Source organism: Curtanaerobium respiraculi, from assembly GCF_024609215.1.
Lineage (GTDB): Bacteria > Actinomycetota > Coriobacteriia > Coriobacteriales > Eggerthellaceae > Curtanaerobium > Curtanaerobium respiraculi.
This window is the reverse complement of the sequence record NZ_JANIPD030000023.1, coordinates 126065-143888: the sequence shown is the minus strand read 5'-3', so window position 1 is coordinate 143888 and position 17824 is coordinate 126065. Positions and strand designations below refer to the sequence as shown.

General features: G+C 65.7%; 16 protein-coding genes. 13 read left to right on the top strand and 3 right to left on the bottom strand.

What is annotated here, in order from left to right; genetic code table 11:
* Window positions 1-27: 27 nt before the first annotated feature.
* On the bottom strand, window positions 28-918 hold the full coding sequence (locus tag NOV21_RS07155) for a hypothetical protein (RefSeq protein WP_283170366.1): 891 nt from the start codon (window positions 916-918) through the stop codon (window positions 28-30).
* Window positions 919-1302: 384 nt separating this feature from the next.
* Between NOV21_RS07155 and NOV21_RS07150 the strand changes: the two genes are divergently transcribed.
* A complete protein-coding gene (locus tag NOV21_RS07150; protein ID WP_487277364.1) occupies window positions 1303-1899 on the top strand; it encodes a 5-formyltetrahydrofolate cyclo-ligase in 597 nt (198 codons plus the stop codon).
* Between the two features lie 239 nt (window positions 1900-2138).
* On the opposite strand, the gene NOV21_RS07145 is transcribed toward NOV21_RS07150, so the two are convergent.
* On the bottom strand, window positions 2139-3308 hold the full coding sequence (locus NOV21_RS07145; protein WP_283170368.1) for a Fic family protein: 1170 nt from the start codon (window positions 3306-3308) through the stop codon (window positions 2139-2141).
* A 41-nt stretch (window positions 3309-3349) separates the two neighbouring features.
* Entirely contained in the window at window positions 3350-4078 is a 729-nt protein-coding gene (locus NOV21_RS07140) for an acyl-[acyl-carrier-protein] thioesterase (protein WP_283170369.1), read from the bottom strand.
* 282 nt (window positions 4079-4360) lie between these two features.
* Between NOV21_RS07140 and NOV21_RS07135 the strand changes: the two genes are divergently transcribed.
* The 12 genes from NOV21_RS07135 (at window position 4361) to dnaG (ending at window position 17760) form a co-directional block, all read left to right on the top strand.
* On the top strand, window positions 4361-5188 hold the full coding sequence (locus tag NOV21_RS07135) for an ABC transporter substrate-binding protein (protein WP_283170370.1): 828 nt from the start codon (window positions 4361-4363) through the stop codon (window positions 5186-5188).
* Between the two features lie 123 nt (window positions 5189-5311).
* Complete coding sequence (locus tag NOV21_RS07130) at window positions 5312-6784, top strand: amino acid ABC transporter permease (RefSeq protein ID WP_283170371.1); 1473 nt, start codon at window positions 5312-5314, stop codon at window positions 6782-6784.
* On the top strand, window positions 6784-7521 hold the full coding sequence (locus tag NOV21_RS07125) for an amino acid ABC transporter ATP-binding protein (protein WP_283170372.1): 738 nt from the start codon (window positions 6784-6786) through the stop codon (window positions 7519-7521). The genes NOV21_RS07130 and NOV21_RS07125 overlap by 1 nt, the downstream gene beginning before the upstream one ends.
* Before the next feature lie 228 nt (window positions 7522-7749).
* Window positions 7750-8223, top strand: a complete 474-nt coding sequence (locus tag NOV21_RS07120; protein WP_346428531.1) for a ribosome maturation factor RimP — start codon at window positions 7750-7752, stop codon at window positions 8221-8223.
* 14 nt (window positions 8224-8237) lie between these two features.
* Window positions 8238-9443, top strand: coding sequence for a transcription termination factor NusA (gene nusA, locus NOV21_RS07115; RefSeq protein WP_283170373.1), 1206 nt, complete (start codon window positions 8238-8240; stop codon window positions 9441-9443).
* A 3-nt stretch (window positions 9444-9446) separates the two neighbouring features.
* Window positions 9447-9752 (top strand): RNase P modulator RnpM, encoded by a 306-nt coding sequence (gene rnpM / locus NOV21_RS07110; RefSeq protein ID WP_283170374.1) that lies wholly within the window; start codon window positions 9447-9449, stop codon window positions 9750-9752.
* A gap of 10 nt (window positions 9753-9762) precedes the next feature.
* Window positions 9763-12498, top strand: a complete 2736-nt coding sequence (gene infB, locus NOV21_RS07105; protein ID WP_283170375.1) for a translation initiation factor IF-2 — start codon at window positions 9763-9765, stop codon at window positions 12496-12498.
* A gap of 89 nt (window positions 12499-12587) precedes the next feature.
* Complete coding sequence (rbfA, locus tag NOV21_RS07100; protein WP_283170376.1) at window positions 12588-12953, top strand: 30S ribosome-binding factor RbfA; 366 nt, start codon at window positions 12588-12590, stop codon at window positions 12951-12953.
* 4 nt (window positions 12954-12957) lie between these two features.
* Window positions 12958-13923, top strand: a complete 966-nt coding sequence (locus tag NOV21_RS07095; protein ID WP_283170377.1) for a DHH family phosphoesterase — start codon at window positions 12958-12960, stop codon at window positions 13921-13923.
* Window positions 13924-13944: 21 nt separating this feature from the next.
* Complete coding sequence (truB, locus tag NOV21_RS07090) at window positions 13945-14934, top strand: tRNA pseudouridine(55) synthase TruB (RefSeq protein ID WP_283170378.1); 990 nt, start codon at window positions 13945-13947, stop codon at window positions 14932-14934.
* Complete coding sequence (gene ribF / locus NOV21_RS07085) at window positions 14918-15847, top strand: riboflavin biosynthesis protein RibF (RefSeq protein ID WP_283170379.1); 930 nt, start codon at window positions 14918-14920, stop codon at window positions 15845-15847. Before truB ends, ribF begins: the two co-directional genes overlap by 17 nt.
* On the top strand, window positions 15847-17760 hold the full coding sequence (gene dnaG, locus NOV21_RS07080; protein ID WP_283170380.1) for a DNA primase: 1914 nt from the start codon (window positions 15847-15849) through the stop codon (window positions 17758-17760). The genes ribF and dnaG overlap by 1 nt, the downstream gene beginning before the upstream one ends.
* The last annotated feature ends 64 nt before the right edge of the window (window positions 17761-17824 follow it).

The following is a 17824-nucleotide window of genomic DNA, read 5'->3' as shown; positions in this document are numbered from 1 at the left end:
CTGATGACCGATCGGCGCGCCGTTGGTTTATGCGAGCGCCCGTTGACAGGCGGCCGCCCGCTTTCCCGCCTCGGTGGTTATCCATGCGTGGTCCCAACGGATCCCGCCGGCATCGAGGAGCAGGTTTCCGTATAAACTCGGATAGATGGCGGGCATGTTGGTCTGAGGATCTCGGAAAAGAAGCCCCTCGTCGTCGAGGAAGCGTTCGAGTTCTTTCGTCTTCAATCCCGCTTCGGAATCGCAGAGCTCCAGCGTGCGCACCAGCGGTTCGACGAGTTCGGGGCGTGTGGCGAACAGGTCGTCCATGCGCGACGTGGGCGTAAAGCGCTCGCACACGATGCGGCCGGCTTCGGTGGTCTGCTCCCAGATCAGGACCTCATCGTCTTCCGCGATGGATTCGTCGAGGAAAGCGTCCTCAAGGGTGCCTCCATACGGCTTCCCATTAAGAGTGAGACGCTCTTCTATTGCGCCGTAGCGCACGCACATTTCCATGAGGCTGGAAAGCGGCTGGAGGGGCATCTTGCCCTCTTCTTCCAGCGATGTCCCCACGGCATCCAGCAGAGCTTCCCCTTCGCGAGCTTGCGGCAGGCATGCCGCAAGAATGCGCCTCGTCGGCTCGCTGATGGAGTTGTTGCCCTTCAGCTTCTTGATAAGCCGATCGGCTTTCTCCTCGGTGGTGAGATCGCGCGCCGATTCGGCTTCCTGCCGGGCCTGCCACTCTTCCTGGCTCATGCCGCTTTTCTCGGCTTCTTCCCGGGCGCGTGCCTCATCGGCGGGGATGGCAGGCTCCTCGAGCTTGCGCATCCGCTCCTCTTCCTTGCGAATCTCCTCGGCTGCCGCATCGTGGATCGTCCGCTCCACCTTATCTTTGAACGAGCGGGCGCCCGCGATCACCTGCTCGCGCGAAAACTTGTCCATTGCCTTCTCCTCGAACTGGATGACGGTCCCTCTGCCGTCATGCGTCTTTGCAACGGTTCGAAGATAATCAGATGGGGGCTTCTTCCCATCGTGCATAGCGGCGTAAATGAGGCGAGAGAGATGGATTATCTCTCGTCCGGTGCGGACTAGAGATATGAAAAGACCAGCTCAAAGCGTAATTGAGGCAAATCATCCCGCTTTTGGCGGGATGTGCCCAGAACCTCTGCTCCTGGGGGTTCCGCTGTGCTCCCCTCGCCGCGCATAAGGGATCGCCCGCCGCCGCGGAAACGGCTCCGGGCATCTTTTGGCGGTTTCGGAGCGCTTGCAGGGGCAATGGCTGTAAACTGAGGACATGTTCGATGGCGCGGAGACGGGGAAACAGGTATGGATGTCGGGGGCGATTATCGTAAGGAAAAGCAGGAGATGCGCGAACGCTATGCGCGACTTCGTGCAGACCTCGGCGCGGATCGGCGTCGGAGCATCGATTCGTCGATTACAGCCCGCATCGTCGACCTCGATTCGTTCTCCCGGGCCGATGCCGTCTACGCCTACCTTTCGGTCGGCGACGAGGTGGACACCCATGAGCTGTGCCGTCGGGCCGTGCGCGAGGGCAAGGTGCTCGCCGTTCCGCGGTGCATGAAGGGAAGCCGCGTGATGGAATGGCGCCGGGTGGCGTCGCCCGGCGATGTGGTGAAGAGCGCTTTCGGCGTATGGGAGCCGAGAGCGGAGGGCACCGAGCCCGTCGACCGTTTCGGCACGGAACGATCCATCGCGCTCGTGCCCGGATTCGTGTTCGATAGGAAAGGGTATCGGCTCGGCTACGGGGGAGGGTTCTACGATGCCTTCCTGGGAGATTTCAAAGGAACATCGATCGGGCTGGCGCGGTCGGTCCAAACCATGGACGAGCTTCCCTTCCTCGAACCGCATGACGTTCCCGTCGATATGGTTGCAACCGAGCATCGCGTGCTTTCTAATTGCTGACTTGACCTCGCATCATGCTGCGGGAAGGATGGCGATCGCCTCCGCCGACGGCGATTCTCGCTGGCTTTCCTCAGGCAGGACGGCGCATCGAACGAGAGGTTGGAATGAGCGGCGCCCGGGGTGGGATCGGTGATGCAACTCCCTGATGTGCGTATCGGGGAATATCCGACCAAGCCCAAACCGAATCGGAGCGAAGGGAACGTGCGACTGGTTTGCGATTAAGGCGAAACAGCCGAATATCACACGCGCTGGTATTTGGTCGCCCGGGCGGCGCCGACGCGCCGAACCGTGCCTTCGCGCTGCAGCTTCTGAAGTATCCGCTCGATCGTCTTCTGGCTCATCGAGGTGTTGGCCTCCATGATCTGCGCCTTGGAGACGGCCTCCGCCGTGCGGGCGAAGTACGCGCGGATGAGGGCCTCGTTTCCCGATCCGCCGCTCCGGGCGCCCCTGGCGGCCCGCCTCGCCGACTTCAGGCTTGGCTGCGCTATCGGGACCGCCTCCGCCTGCGTTGCGCGCGGGGCCGGATCGGCGGGAAATGGCGTCGTGCTCGCTTGCGCGCCTACCTCCCCCGGCTTTTTCCCGAAGGCCGGGTGGAGCGGCTTGGGGGAGTTTCCCATCGCGCGGAACGTGCCGTCGAGCGCGTCGAGCAGGAAATCGACGAAGGGGAGGTAGGATCCCTTCTCGGGCCAGGATGCGTGGCTTAGCGCCAGCGCTTCCTCACCCGCGGCTTTCTTGGCCAGGATCTCCTCCTCGATGCACCCGTACGAGATGAACGACCATCCGCATTTCAGAAGCAGCTCGTGCAGCAACAAAAGCGCGATGCGCAGGTTGTCGGAGGGGAAGGGGGAGATGCGCATGAGGTCGCAGGCGAACATCGTGGCCAAGATGAGCGGGTCCCGCCGCCCGGCGCGGATGCCCGCGTCGTAGGCTTGGCAGAGGTGCCGCATGTGGGCGGCGATCTCGCCGGCGGCGATGGCGGGGCACCGAGGTGCCTGCTCGTCATCCTTCGCGGTCCGCCATCTGCCTCCCGCGACGGGGCCGAAGAAGTTCAGATCGCGATGCAGCTGCATGATGACGCCGGGGGATACCGCCATGCTCTCGAATCGATTGTCGACGAGGTCGCGGACGTACACGTAGCCGGTGGCCTTGCATTGCACGTCGCCCGAGGGCTCCGCCTTGCCGTCCATGAGCAGCTGGAGGCGCGCATCGTCGATCGAGGTTCCCTCGAGCTTCGCCATCGCCTTGGCGCTGCGGGCAAGGACCGTATCGCGCAGGGGCCCGAGGTTGTCCGCCTCGTCGTTGCGGTATGCCTCGCGCAAGGCTTCGTGCTCGTGGAGCATCTCCAACGTGCGCCCGATCGCAAGCGAGCTCAATTCCGCCGGGATGTCGGTGTACTCGAAAGGCCTCATGGATCTTCCCCATTCTCACGAGAGATGATATGGGTAAGATTTTACCGCACTTCCATCGCGCACGTGAAGGATATCTTGCCCTCGGGGTTCATGCCCACGATGGTCACGGTATCCTCGTCGTCGCGCTCGTACAGGCGCAGCTCCTCGCCTTCAAGCGCCTCGACGCGGTAGTCGATCTGGAACGAGCGGATCGCGCGGTCTCCCTCGTCGCCCATGGTGTCCACGGCGAAGTATGCGTAGCGGGCGTTGTTCATATGGCCGTTGAGGTCGATGTCGCTGTACGCGGGGGCGACGATGCGCCGGGGGGAGCCTTCGATGGGGAAGGTTTTGATTTTGCGCGGTTTCTTCGCGAACGCGCGCTTCTCCAACGTCTCGAAGTCGGTCAGATCGATCGCGTCCTTCACCGAGGCGAGCTCGCGGTTCTCGGCATCGATGAGCACCCATTCCGATGTGGCCTTGATGAGCGCCGCTCCATCTTCGTCAGCCATCAGATAGTCGCGCATGAAGGAGAAATGGGAGGGAGAGTGCGGCCAGGTTGACGCGGAGACCACGCTGCCTTGGACAGGCTCTCGCAGCACCTCGTACTTCATGCGGGCGACCGCCCAGAACACGCCCTTTTCGAGCATCTCGTCATGGCCGATGCCCACGTCGTTCGCCTGCAGGGTGGCGATATCCTGGAATATGTCCAAGACGACGGCGGGGTGGATCCTGCCGTAGCGGTCGAAATCCATCCACCGGAGCCGATAATCCTTCGTAAGTTCCCACATCATGTTCGCGCCCTTCCCGCTCGTTTTTGACGAGGATACGCCTTTTCCCAGCGCGATGAGGGCATCTGCGCCAAACCTCTAGCGAGAAGATGCGAATATGATACCGCCGGAGGCGTTTGGAGGCCTCCTCGGCGGCACGTGAAATGTGGTGGTCAGGTCGAGGAGGGGCCGTCCCCCCATTTTATTCCCCTGATTGTATACATTCGGTGCTATGATTCATTTCAGTGCATTTCTCTTGATGCAAGGGAATAAGACGGGAAATGCAGGAAAGGAAATGGATTCACCATGAATAAGAAAAGCAAGATACTCCTTGTTGCCGCGCTCGGCGCGCTGGTGGCTGCTTTGGCCTTGGCGGGTTGCTCCAGCGGCGGCACTTCCTCCAGCTCGAGCTCTTCCGCCGGCAAATCCGATGCGGGGTCGTACTCGCTCGTGAAGGAAGGCACGCTCACCGTGGGCACCTCGCCCGACTTCCCGCCGTTCGAGAACCTCGAGGGCGACGAGTACGTCGGCTTCGACATGGATCTGGGCAAAGCCGTGGCCGAGAAGATGGGCCTCGCCTTCGCCCCCACCACCATCCAGTTCGACGGCATCATCCCCGCCGTCATCGCCGGCGGCCAGTGCGACATAGGGCTCTCCGGCTTCTCCATCGACCCCGAGCGCGCCCAGCAGATCGACTTCTCCGACGCCTACTACGTGGATGACCAGGCGGTCGTGGCGATGAAGTCGTCCCAGTTCACCGCTGAGAACGTCGACACCGCCGTCAACTCGGCCGATGTCGTCATCGCGGTGCAGTCCGGCACCACGGGAGAGGATTACGCCAAGGAGAACTTCCCGAACGCGACCGTCAAGCCCTACGGCAACGCCACCGACTGCTTCGCCGCCCTGCAGGCTGGCGAGGCGAACATCGTGTGCACCAACAACGCCGTGGCCAAGAACACCATCGCCAACTCGTACCAGGATGCGCAGGTCATCAAGGCCGACGCGACGGGCGAGGAGTACGCTATCGTGGTGTCCAAGGACAACCCGGAGCTGACGAAGGCCGTCAACGCCGCCCTTGCCGAACTGCAGAAAGATGGTACCATCGACAAGCTGACCCAGAAGTACTTCGGCTAAGCCTCGATGGATGCAGGCCCCCTCTGCCGCAGGCGGAGGGGGCTTCTTATGGGGATCCTCGATGAAGCCCGGTGTCTGCCGCCCGGGCTTCATCGGTGCTTCCAGGCAACGAAGGGAAACGAAATGGAATTCAACTCACATGCCGCCGCCTGCGCGGGAAGGCGAAACGCCGTGCAGCTGGCGTTCGGCGCGATGGCCGCGTTTTTGTGCGCGCTGGTCGTGATCGCGGCGGCTCCTCCGCAGGCGCATGCGATGGAGGTGAGCAAATGCACGGCGCGTTCCAACGTCAGCAGCACGGATAACACGGTGGCCGCCGGAACGCAGACGCGCATCACGCTCGAGGCCCAGGCCGCGGGCGCCGAGGAGGTGACGGGGCTCACGTTCACCGTCCCGAACGGCACGGCGTACTCCGCCGAGGATTCGAAGATCACCCTCATCGAGAAGAACCCGACCGACCCGACCGACCCCGGCAAGCGCATCGCGCTTCCCAACGCCGTCCTGTCGGCCGATGGAGCAACGCTCACCGCCGACTTTGGCGAGGCCGCGCCCGCCGGCTCGTTTATCAGGCTCGAGGTGTACGGCGTCGTGTTCCCCGCCGAGGGCGGCGACATGCAATGCAGCGCCACCTATGCGCTCTCCGACGGCACCGTTGCCGATTTCCAGGGGATCCCCCCGATCCCCGTCGTGGGCATCGATCCCTCCGAGGCGCTGTCCAAGCGACTTTCCGAGCAGGATTGGGTGAAGAACTGGAACTCGAACAAGTTCCTGCACCTGTTCTTCGACCCCACCGTGCTGGTGACCAGCTTCCCCATCGTGCTGCGCGGCTTCTTCATGGCGCTCGCGATCGTGGTGGTCAGCTTTCCCCTCGCCATCCCGTTCGGGCTCATGCTGGCCCTCATGCGCATGTCCCGGCTGAGGCTCCTGCGGGGCCTGGCCAGCCTGTACGTCAACATCGTGCGCGGCACCCCCCTGTTCCTGCAGATCTACATCGCATTCTTCGGCCTGCCCCTGGCGGGCGTGCAGATCCCCAATTTCCCGCTCGGCGTGATCGTGTTGGCCATGAACTCGTGCGCATACCAGTGCGAGATCATGCGCGCGGGCATCCAGTCCATCTCCAAGGGGCAGTTCGAGGCGTCGCGCTCGCTGGGCATGAACGGTGCCCAAACCATGTTCAGCGTGATCATCCCCCAGACCATCCGCCGCGTGATCCCCACGATGACCAACGAGTTCATCCTGCTGTACAAGGACACCTCGATGCTGGCGGCCGTGGGCGTCATGGAAGTGGTCATGTACGCCAAGACCATCGTTGCCAACACCGGCTCCATCACGCCCTATATCGTCGCGGCATGCTTCTATCTGGTGATCACCATCCCCCTCGCGCGTTTGGTGGGCAGCCTGGAGCGCAAGCTTGCGAGCAACGACAGCGGCAGCGCGCCCCGCAAGAAGGGGAGGAAGGGCGGAATGACCGCCGAGGAGAGGCAGATAATCGCGCAGCAGGAGCTGGACCAGATGAAACAAGCCGCCGCAGGCGCGCCGAAGCCGGCGTCCCCGTTCGAGGCGCCCGAACCGGGCATGGCGGGAGAGGGGGCCCTGTGATGGCGGAGCAGCCGATCGTGCGGATCCAGGACCTGCATAAGTACTTCGGCGACCTGCAGGTGCTGCAGGGCGTCGATCTGGACGTCGAGCGCGGCGAGGTCGTCGTCGTGCTGGGGCCGTCGGGCTCTGGCAAGTCGACCATGCTGCGCTGCATCAACCGGCTCGAGGAGCCCACGAGTGGCCGCATATGGTTCGAGAGCACCGAGATCACCGATCTGAAGTGCGATTTGAACGCCGTGCGCGCCAAGGTCGGCATGGTGTTCCAGAACTTCAACTTGTTCCCGCACCTCACCGCGAAGGGCAATGTCATGCTGGCCCAGCAGAAGGTGCTCAAGCGGTCGCGGGAGGAGGCCGAGCGCATCGCGTTGGAGAACCTGGAGAAGGTGGGGCTCGGCGACCGCGCCGACTACAAGCCCAGCCAGCTTTCCGGCGGGCAGCAGCAGCGCGTCGCCATCGCGCGCGCCTTGGCCATGGACCCGCACGTCATGCTGTTCGACGAGCCCACGAGCGCCCTGGATCCCGAGCTCGTGCGCGGCGTGCTGAACGTGATGACGGATCTGGCCGAGAGCGGGATGACGATGATCGTCGTCACGCACGAGATGGGCTTCGCGCGCGACGTCGCCGACCGCGTGATCTTCATGGACGGGGGCGTGATCGTGGAGGAGGGCCCTCCCGAAGCTGTGTTCGATCATCCGCAGCACCGGCGCACCCAGGATTTCCTTGGCCACATCGCATAGGATGGCCTTCCGTCCGCCCCGTCCGCGCGATTTATGGAGCATACATGCGGAAGGGCCGGCCGGCTGGCGCTGCACCATGGAATCGTGGTTAAATGATGCGGGCAAGGAAAGGGCAACGCCACGCGACCGGGTGTTCCCTTTGCAAGCGGACAACTTTTTCAAGAAGGGAAAGTGGGCTTACGCCCGCTTTCTTTTATTGTGGGGCGGCGGAAACGAAGGAGGGCATACGTGCTGGTGACGGCGAAGGAAAAGCAGCTCATCGACGCTCTTGAGCCAACCGCGGAAAAGCATGGTGTCGAAATCGTCACGGTGGAGGTGGCCGGCGGAAGCAAGGCGCCGCGGATCACGGTGTACATCGACACGCCCACCGGCGTGGGATTCGACGAGCTTTCCGAGGCTCAGCCGTGGATCAACCAAATCGTGGAGGATATCGACCCGTTCCCCGGCGCCTACATATTGGACGTCACGAGCCCCGGCATCGACCGCCCCCTGCGCACCCCCGAGCACTTCTCCCGCTTCGCGGGCGAGACCGTGCAGGTCGCCTGCCACGAGGCGGTGGACGGGCGCAAGAAATTCACGGGCACGCTCGTGGGCTGCGCTGACGGCGTGGTGACGCTCGCCGTCGACGGCGCGGACGTCCCGCTTGATTTTGGCAACCTCAAACGCGCCCACGTCAAGGGCGCGATTGACTTCACAAGATAGGAAGGTAGATTGGCATGGCAACTTCAGAGCTGATCGAAGCGCTGCAGGCGCTTGCGCACGAGCGCCGCATCGACGAGTTCTACCTCATCGAGCGTCTCGAGGACTCGCTGGCGAAAAGCTACGAGCGCATCCTCGATTTGGAATGGGATGCCCGCGTGACGATCGATCGCGCGACGGGAAAGATCTACGTGTACGAGCTGGTTCCCGTGGGCGAGCCCGATGAGGAGACGGGCGAGTACACAGAGTTCGAGGAGCGCGACGTCACACCAGACGACGTGAGCCGCATCGCCGCGCAGAACGCCAAGAGCGTCATCAACTCCATCGTGCGCGAGGCGGGCCGTGCCTCCATCTACGAGGAATTCAGCCAGCGCGTGGGCGATCTGGTCACGGGCACCGTGCTGCAGGGCACCCCCGATTTCACGATCATCAAGATCCGCGACGGCGTGGAAGCGGAGCTGCCCCATTACGATTTGAAGCGCAACCCCGACGAGCGCAACGAGCGACCCGCGGGCGAGCGCTACCGCCACAACCAGCGCCTGAAGACGTTGATCATCGAGGTGCGCAACCCCAACGACGAGGATGCGCCCCGCCGCGGCGAGCAGCAGCGCCCCAGCATCGTGGTGTCCCGCACGCACCCGGACCTGATCAGACGTCTCTTCGAGATCGAGGTACCGGAGATCTACGACGGCCTGGTGGAGATCAAATCCATCGCCCGCGAGCCCGGCGCCCGCAGCAAGGTGGCCGTGTACAGCCACGAGGGCAACCTCGACCCGGTGGGCGCCTGCGTCGGCCCCAAGGGCAGCCGCGTGCGCATGGTCGTGGAGGAGCTGCGCAACGAGCGCGTGGACGTCATCCAGTGGAGCGACGATCCCGCTGCCTACGTACGCAACGCGCTCTCCCCGGCGCGCGTCTCCCGCGTCGAAATCGACGATGAGAACAACTACGCGACCGTCATCGTGCCCGACGACCAGCTTTCGCTGGCCATCGGCAAGGAGGGCCAGAACGCCCGCCTCGCCGCGCGCCTGACCGGCTGGCGCATCGACATCAAGTCCGCGAGCTTCGCCATCAAGCCCGTCAAGGAGGAGAACGAGCTCATCGACGAGGTCGAGACCGACGAGGACGGCCTGTGCGAGTACGTGAGCCCCGAGGGGGTGCGCTGCCGCAACCACAAGCGCCCCGGCAGCAGATTCTGCGGCATCCACGCCGATCAGGAGGCATAGTCGATGGCGCACGGGAACGACATCGCCGCGACCATCCCGCGCAAGGGCATGCGCACCTGCGTGGTCTGCGGGGCCAAGCTGCCAAAAGGCAGGCTGATGCGCGTGGTGCGTTCCCCCGAAGGCGAGGTTTCGGTGGACGAGGGGGGCCGCGCCGCGGGCCGCGGGGCGTACGTCTGCTCCGCCGCGTGCTTGCAGAAGGCGTGCGCGTCGCATCGGTTCGACCGCGCGCTGAAGACGAGACTCTCCAAGCAGGATTACGAGCGTCTGGCTGCATGGCAGGACGACGCTTTCCATGATATGAACAGGTAAGGAGCTGCGAATGCCCAGCATGCGTGTACACGAGTTGGCTAAGGAGCTGAACATGACGAGCAAGCAACTGCTCGACAAGCTTGCGGAGATGAAGATCCCCGCCAAGAGCCATGCCAGCGTCTTGAACGAGGCCTACGTGGACAAGATTCGCAAGAACCTCGAGCCCGAGCTGAAGGAGCGCGCGGGCATCATCGACGATGCCGAAGCGAAGGACCTCGCCCGGGAAAAGGCCGCCGCGGTGCAGAAGAAGGCGGAGGAAGAAGCCGCCCGCCGCGCGGCGGTGGAGGCGGAGCGCAAGGCGCGCGAGGCCGAGCGCAAGCGCCGGAAGCACAAGGGCCCCGGGGCGGCGGACGCGGCCGAGGGCGAGGAGCGTAAGGCGAAGAAGGCCCCGTCGCCTTACGCCTCACTGGAACAGCAGATCATCGCCGAGAAGGAGCGCGTCGAGCGCGAGCGCGCCGAGGCTGCCGCCCGCGCGCGCCTGGCCGCGGTGCAGCGCGACGTGGCCAAGAAGAAGGCCGTCGAGGAGCGCTTGCACGGCGCCTCCCGCGCCAAATCGCACGCGACCGAGGCGCCAGCAGCCCAGCCGCATGCGGCGAAACCTGCGCCCGCGCGCAGGACGAGCCAGTTCGACTCGCTGCTCTCGCAGATCGAATCCGAGCGCACCCGCCTGCAGGAGCAGCGTTCCCAGACCCAGCAGAGGCCCCAGGGCCGGAAGGGCAAGAAGAAGGTCCAGCACCATTCGTTCGAGCCCGAGGTCCCCGAGTTGGTTGCCCCCTCCTCCCCGGAGGCGGGCGGCGAGGACCGCTACGCCCAGATGGCCATGCAGGCGGAGAAGTTCCAGCGAGACAAGGTGCTCGCCGAGGCTCGCGCTGCCGTCGCCGCCGCAAGCCACGAGGGCGAGGGCCGGCGCAAGAAGCGCAAGGAGAAACGCCAGGCCGAGGCGCGCGAGAAGGCCGCCGAGGAAGCGATGGAGAAGGGCTTGGACCCCTCGTTGGTGCTCGACGATTCCGTGATCGAGATCCCCGAGGGCGCCACGGTGCAGAAGTTCGCCGAGCTCACCGGCATCGCCCCCAACGACGTCATCAAGCGCCTGTTCCTCCTGGGCAGCCCGCTGACGCTCACGCAGACCATGAGCGACGATCTGGTCGAGTTGATCGCCGACGATATGGGCCGCAAGGTGCGCGTGGTCTCCCCCGAGGAGGAATACGCCGTCGTGTACAATGACGCTCCCGAGGATCTGATGCCCCGTCCGCCGGTCGTCACCGTCATGGGCCATGTCGACCACGGCAAGACCAGCCTGCTCGATGCCATCCGCGAGACCGGCGTTGCCGAGCACGAGGCGGGCGGCATCACGCAGCATATCGGCGCATCCGTCGTCGACTTGGACGGCCGCCAGGTCACCTTCATCGACACGCCCGGCCACGAGGCTTTCACCGCCATGCGCGCCCGCGGCGCCCAGATCACCGACATCGCCGTCTTGGTGGTCGCCGCCGATGACGGCGTCATGCCGCAGACGATCGAATCCATCAACCACGCGAAGGCGGCAGGCGTTCCCATCGTCGTCGCGGTGAACAAGATCGACAAGCCCGGCGCCGATCCGAACCGCGTGCGCCAGGAGCTCACCGAATACGGCATCATCCCCGAGGAATGGGGCGGCCAGAACATGTTCGTCGACGTGTCGGCGAAGAAGCGCCTGCATATCGACGATCTGCTGGAAACCATCCTCCTCCAGGCGGATGTCCTGGAGCTGAAGGCAAACCCCAACGCGCTGGCCAGCGGCTATGTTATCGAGGCGAAGCTCGACAAGGGCCGCGGCCCGGTTGCTACGGTGCTCGTCTCGCGCGGAACGCTGCGTCCCGGCGACACCGTCGTAGCCGGGACCGCCTACGGTCGCGTGCGCGCCCTCGTGGGCACGCGCGGTCAGAAAGTCAAGGTCGCCAAGCCGGCCGATCCCGTCGAGATCCTGGGCTTGGGCAGCGTTGCCACCGCGGGCGACGAGTTCCGCGTGTTCGAGGACGAGCGCGACGCCCGCAAGCTCGCAGAGGAGCGGTCCCTGCGCCAGCGGCTGAAGGAGCAGGAGACGCACCATATGAGCCTCGACGAGCTCTTCAGCCATATCGAGGAGGGCAAGCAGACCGACCTGAACCTGGTGGTGAAGGCCGACGTGCAGGGTTCCATCGAGGCGCTGCGCGACGCGTTCGAGAAGATGGACCAGACCGAGGTCAAGATCAACATCATCCACGCGGCCGTGGGCGGCATCACCGAGACGGACGTCACCTTGGCCGCAGCCAGCGACGCCATCATCATCGGCTTCAACGTGCGCCCGATGGGCAAGAGCAAGGCGATGGCCGAGAAGGAGAAAGTGGATATTCGCCTGTACCGCGTCATCTACCAGGCGCTCGAGGACATCAATGCGGCCCGCGTGGGCCTGCTCTCGCCGGATATCGTCGAGAAGGACACCGGCGTCGTCGAGGTCCGCGAGACCTTCCGCGTTCCCAAAGCGGGCACCATCGCCGGCGGCTACGTGCAGGAAGGCGAGATCCACCGCGATGACAAGGTGCGCATCGTGCGCGATGGCACCGTCATCTTCGAGGGCAGGATCGCATCGCTGCGCCGATTCAAGGATGACGTCAAGAGCGTCGCCCGCGGCTACGAGTGCGGCATCGGCATCGAGGGCTATCAGGACATCAAGGTGGGCGACTCCATCGAGGGCTACCGCACCGTGGAAGTCGAGCGCACCGAGTAACATACGATCCGGGGCGGATTGCAGGGGCGGTCTACCCCTCCAGGGGACATGTGCCACGGCAGATGTCCCCTTTCTCGGAAGGAGCACAGATGAAACAGGGAAGTGGAAGCCGCAAGGTGAACGAGCGGGCGCGCGAGGTGATCGCCACGATACTGCTGTTCGAGATCTCCGACCCCCGCTTGTCCATGGTGACCGTGACCGGATGCGAGGTCAGCTACGACCGAAGCTACTGCAACGTGTACTACTCCGCCGGCAAGGACGCCTACGAGGACGCAGCCGCCGCCTTCCAGGCCGCCGGGGGCAGGATCAGGTCGCTGATGGCCAAGAAGCTGTCCTGGCGCGTCGCGCCTGAGCTGCGCTTCATGCTGGACACCACGGTCGATGAGGCCGAGCGCATCGGGCGCGCGCTCAACCGCGAGCAGAAGCGCTTCGAAGCTTCTGCCGAAGGGGAGTAGCGCCATGCTGACGGGAAGCTTGCAAGAGATCGCCAACGCCCTGCTCGAAGTCGATGATTTCGTCATCGGGGGGCACGTGAGCCCCGACGGGGACTGCATCGGCAGCCAGCTTTCGCTGGCGGCCGCGCTGCGCTCGCTTGGCAAGCGCGCCATGTGCGTTCTCGCGCGGGACGAGGACATCGAGTTCGGGCTGCGCACCCTCCCGGGTGCCGGCTCCCTCATTCCCGCCGTGCAGGTCGAAGGGCCCATCGGCACGTTCGTGACCGTCGACGTGCCGTCGGCCGACCGCTTGGGCGACGCCGCCGCGCTCCATTCGCGCGCCGCGCGCACCATCACCATCGACCATCACCTGTCGCGCAAGCCGCTCTCGCAGGCGAACTACATCGACAGCGAGGCGCCCGCGTGCGCGATGATCGTGTGGAAGCTTCTGCCGTACCTGGGGGTGGAGCCCGACCGGACGATGGCCACCTGCTGCTTCACGGGGCTTTCCACCGACACGGGCAGCTTCCGCTATCAGAACACCACGTCCGAGGCGTTCCGCCTTGCGGGCGAGATGGTCGCCGCGGGGGCGGATCCCGCGCAGGTCGCCGCCGACGTGTACCAAAGCCGTTCGTTCGCCTCGTTGAAGCTGGAGCGCCTCATGCTATCGCGCATCCACGCGCATGCGCGGGGCCAGGTGGTGGTCAGCTACACCACGCTTGACGACTACCGGCGCACCGGCGCGGAGAAGATCGACGCCGCCCCCCTGATCGACACGCTGCGCAGCGTGCGGGGCGTGCGGGTCGCATGCATGCTGCGCGAGCAGGAGGGCTGCGTCCGCGGAAGCCTTCGCGCCAAGGACGGCACGGACGTCGCCTCGATCGCGCGCCGGTTGGGCGGGGGAGGTCATCGAGCCGCTGCCGGGTTCACCGTGCACGGCACGCTGCAGGAAGCCCTCGATGCGGTCATCGCGGAACTCGCGCGGCTCTAGGGCGCCATGGCGAAGAGGCGCATGACAACCGACTACTCGTTCGCGGTCGGCGTGGACAAGCCCGCGGGGATGACGTCGCATGACGTCGTCGCCCGCTGCCGTCGCGTCTACGGGGAGCGCAGGATCGGCCATACGGGCACGCTCGACCCCGCCGCGAGCGGAGTGCTGGTGGTGTGCGTGGGTCCCGCGACCCGCCTCGCCCGTTTCCTGACCGGACATGGCAAGACCTACGAATTCGCGATCGTGTTCGGCACCGCGACCGATACCGATGACGCGGAGGGGGCGGTCATCCATAGCGCGGCCGTCCCCGAGAAGGCGGGAGACCCCGCATTTGCGCGGAGGGCGGTCGAGGGCCTGGTCGGCAAGCATATGCAGCTTCCCCCCGTGTATTCGGCAATCAAGGTGAACGGGACGAAAAGCTATGCGGCGGCCCGCGCCGGCAACGTCATCGAACTGGAGCCGAGGCCCATCGAGATATACTCGGCGGAGCTGATCTCATGCGAAAGCGATCGGGGCTCCACGGTTTGGACGGTGCGCGCCCATGTGAGCGCCGGCACGTACGTGCGCAGCATCGCTCGCGACTGCGGGCGCGCGCTGGGCACGGTCGCCCATGTCGGATCGCTGCGCCGCATCCAAGCGGGTTCGGTGCGGCTCGCCGATTGCGTTACACTGGAGGCGCTCGAGTCCGATCCGTTCGGAAGCCTGCTCGATCCGGTTGTCCTGCTGGGGATGCGGTTCGTATTCGCCGACCGGGGCCAGGCGGACGACGTTTCCCACGGGCGGCCGCTCAAACTCGCCGACGAGGACCTTTTCGCCTATGGCACGCGCGGCGGGCTGGCTGGATGCGGCTGCACGGACGGTGCTCGGAATGCGCCGGGCCCCCTGTCCGACGGCGAGAGGATCGCCGTCGTCAACGGGTCCGAGCTGATGGCGGTTTATGAATTCACGGGCGGCGCCTTGCGCTCCGTCTGCGGTTTTTCACGGGGAGTGAAACGTGGCAGTGATATATAACATCGACGGGGGATTCGACTTCGACGTGCTCGACGGCAGCTCGGCGGCGTTCGGCGTCTTCGACGGGGTCCATCGCGGGCACCGGTACCTGCTTGCCGCCGCCCAGGGCACGGCGGCCGACGAGGGCGGCAGGAGCATCGCCCTCACCTTCGACCGCGATCCCGACGAGCTGTTCCGCCCCGAGCACATGAAGAAGCTGCTCACGAACGAGGATCGCCTCGACGCGCTCGCCCGGAGCGGCGTGGACGCGGTCTGCGTGCTGCCCTTCACGCGGGAGTTCGCCGCGAAGAGCCCCGAGGAGTTCCTCGAGAGCACCTTCGAGGGCCATGCGCCCGCCCATCTGCACGTCGGCGTCGACTTCAGCTTCGGGGCCGGGGCGTCCGGCCACGTAGCCGAGCTCGAGGAATGGGCGCGCGCGAACGGCACGGACGTCCATGCCCACCATCTCGTGTCGAGCGACGGCCTTCCCGTGACGGCCACGCGCATCCGCGACCTGCTCGCCGAGGGGAGGTGCGAGGAGGCGGCCGAGCTCTTGGGCCGCCCATACGCCCTGCACGATATCGTGCGCCCCGGCCGGCGGGACGGCAGGGAGTTCGGATTCCGCACCGCCAACCTCGAGCTTCCCGTGGAACGCCAGGTGGCTGCGGAGGCGGTGTACGGAGGGTACGCATTCGTCGACGGGCGAAGGTACCGTGCGGCCATCGCGGTGGGGAAGAGCCCCGTGTTCGAAAGCGGGAGCACCGCCACCTGCGAGGTGAACATCCTCGATTTCGACCGCGACATCTACGGGCAGGACATATGGGTCGAACTGCACCATTACCTTCGCCCCATGATCAAATTCGACTCCATCGACCAGTTGATTGCGACGGTCAAGGGCAACATACAATGGGTCCGCGATAACATGGATCTGTGATGGCGGGGATCTCGAACGAAGATATCGAGCGCGTGCGCGAGGCGACCGATATCGTCTCGCTGTTCCAGGACCGCTGCGTCCTGAAGCAGAGGGGCAGGGAATTCTGGTGCTGCTGCCCCTTCCACGAGGAGAAATCGCCCTCGTGCAAGATCGACCCGAACACGCAGCGCTACTACTGCTTCGGGTGCCATGAGAGCGGTGACGTCTTCACCTTCGTCATGAAGACGGAGGACGTCGATTTCCCCGATGCCGTGCGGCGCCTCGCCGACCGCGCCAACATCGAGATCAAGGAGACGGGGCGGGGCGGCGCCCCGCGCAGCTACAAGGAGCGCCTGCGCGGCGTGTGCCGCGAGACGCGCGACTTCTACCATCTGCAGCTGATGCGGGGCGCATCGGACGAGGCCGCCGCCGCGCGCGCCTATCTGGCCGGCCGCGATCTGGGCGGCCGCGTTCCGAAGGACTGGCAGCTGGGCTTCGCCCCCGGGCGGGGAGCGCTGGTGCGCCATCTTCTGGGGCGGGGGTACCAGCCCAAGGAGATGATCGACGCGAACGTGGCGGTCGACCGGAACGGCCGCGCGGCGGATCGGTTCTACGGCCGCATCATGTTCCCGATCAACGATGACCGCGGCGAGACCATCGCGTTCGGCGGGCGCATCGTCGGCCAGGGCGAGCCGAAGTACCTGAACAGCCAGACGACGCCGCTGTTCAGCAAAAGCAGCGTCCTGTACGGCCTCGACCGCGCGAAGGCGCAGATCACCGCAACCGGCACCGCGCTGGTGGTCGAGGGCTACACCGATGTGATCGCCCTGCACGAAGCGGGCATCGGAAACGCCGTCGCGACGCTGGGGACCGCGCTGACCACGCAGCATATCCGCAGCATCTCGCGGCATGCCGCGAAGAAGATCGTGTACCTGTTCGACGGCGACGAGGCCGGGCAGCGCGCCACGGATCGGGCGCTGCAGTTCATCGACGAGGACATGACGCCCGAGGCGGGGAAGCATCGGATCGACCTGCTCGCCTGCACGCTTCCGGACGATCTCGACCCCGCCGACTTCGTGGGGCGCTTCGGCTCCGGGGGGTTGCTCGCGGCGCTGGAGGGCGCGAAGCCCCTCATCGAATTCGGCATCGACCGCCATATCGACCGTTTCGACACCGGCACGCCCGAGGGGCGGACGGCCGCGTTCGCGGATGCGATCCAAATCCTCGCGCCGATCAAGGACTCCCTGCTGGCGAAGGACTACGCGATCATGATCGCGGGGAGGCTGATGATGCGGGAGAACGATGCCCTCGCCCGGCTCGAGCGGCTGAAACCGCCGCGCCGCCCCCAACCCCGGCGGCAAGGCGACGGCCCCCTCCCGGGCGGGCCCCCTTCGGCCGGGGACGCCGTCCCCTCCGATGACGGCTCCGCGCTCGCCGACGATGGCAAACCGCCCCTGCGGCTGCCGGAGGCCGAGACGAGCCGCCGGCGCTACGAGGCGGAATTCATCGCGGTATGCGCCTGCAACCCCGCCATCGGATTGGACAAGGCGGGCGCCCTCGCGCAGGTCGCCTGGCACGTGCCGCAGCACGCCCAGGCGGCAGACGCGTTGCTCGCCGCGCTCCAGCAGAACCCGAACGCCACAGCCGCCCAGGTCTCGGTGGCGATCGCCGCCGCCGTGCCCTCCGCGGGCGCCATCCTCGCCCGGGGGGGCGGCGAGGGCCGCAACCCCCATGCGCTCGCGGACTTCCTTTCCGAGGAGCTCGCCCTCGGTGATATCGAGGCGCAGATCGATTCGTTCACGGCGCAGCTCAAGAGCGGATCGCTCTCGGAGGGGGACGAGGGCATCGTCTACGCCGCGGTATCCTCCCTCCAGCGCGAGCTCATCGGCCGCCGCGCCCGCCACCTGCGCGCCGACCCGGGCATCCACGCGTAAGGGATCCGCCCGAGGGGCGCGCCCCCGGGCCGATGCGCCGGGACGCGCTCCTTCGGGCCGGACG

Excerpts from the sequence above, each read along its gene's own strand:
- NOV21_RS07095 (WP_283170377.1), top strand. The coding sequence starts at position 12,958 with ATGCTGACGGGAAGCTTGCAAGAGATCGCCAACGCCCTGCTCGAAGTC.
- dnaG (WP_283170380.1), top strand. The coding sequence starts at position 15,847 with ATGGCGGGGATCTCGAACGAAGATATCGAGCGCGTGCGCGAGGCGACC.
- truB (WP_283170378.1), top strand. The coding sequence starts at position 13,945 with ATGACAACCGACTACTCGTTCGCGGTCGGCGTGGACAAGCCCGCGGGG.
- nusA (WP_283170373.1), top strand. The coding sequence starts at position 8,238 with ATGGCAACTTCAGAGCTGATCGAAGCGCTGCAGGCGCTTGCGCACGAG.
- NOV21_RS07140 (WP_283170369.1), bottom strand. The coding sequence starts at position 4,078 with ATGATGTGGGAACTTACGAAGGATTATCGGCTCCGGTGGATGGATTTC.
- NOV21_RS07150 (WP_487277364.1), top strand. The coding sequence starts at position 1,303 with ATGGATGTCGGGGGCGATTATCGTAAGGAAAAGCAGGAGATGCGCGAA.
- NOV21_RS07125 (WP_283170372.1), top strand. The coding sequence starts at position 6,784 with ATGGCGGAGCAGCCGATCGTGCGGATCCAGGACCTGCATAAGTACTTC.
- NOV21_RS07135 (WP_283170370.1), top strand. The coding sequence starts at position 4,361 with ATGAATAAGAAAAGCAAGATACTCCTTGTTGCCGCGCTCGGCGCGCTG.
- NOV21_RS07145 (WP_283170368.1), bottom strand. The coding sequence starts at position 3,308 with ATGAGGCCTTTCGAGTACACCGACATCCCGGCGGAATTGAGCTCGCTT.
- rnpM (WP_283170374.1), top strand. The coding sequence starts at position 9,447 with ATGGCGCACGGGAACGACATCGCCGCGACCATCCCGCGCAAGGGCATG.
- NOV21_RS07130 (WP_283170371.1), top strand. The coding sequence starts at position 5,312 with ATGGAATTCAACTCACATGCCGCCGCCTGCGCGGGAAGGCGAAACGCC.
- rbfA (WP_283170376.1), top strand. The coding sequence starts at position 12,588 with ATGAAACAGGGAAGTGGAAGCCGCAAGGTGAACGAGCGGGCGCGCGAG.
- infB (WP_283170375.1), top strand. The coding sequence starts at position 9,763 with ATGCCCAGCATGCGTGTACACGAGTTGGCTAAGGAGCTGAACATGACG.
- NOV21_RS07155 (WP_283170366.1), bottom strand. The coding sequence starts at position 918 with ATGGACAAGTTTTCGCGCGAGCAGGTGATCGCGGGCGCCCGCTCGTTC.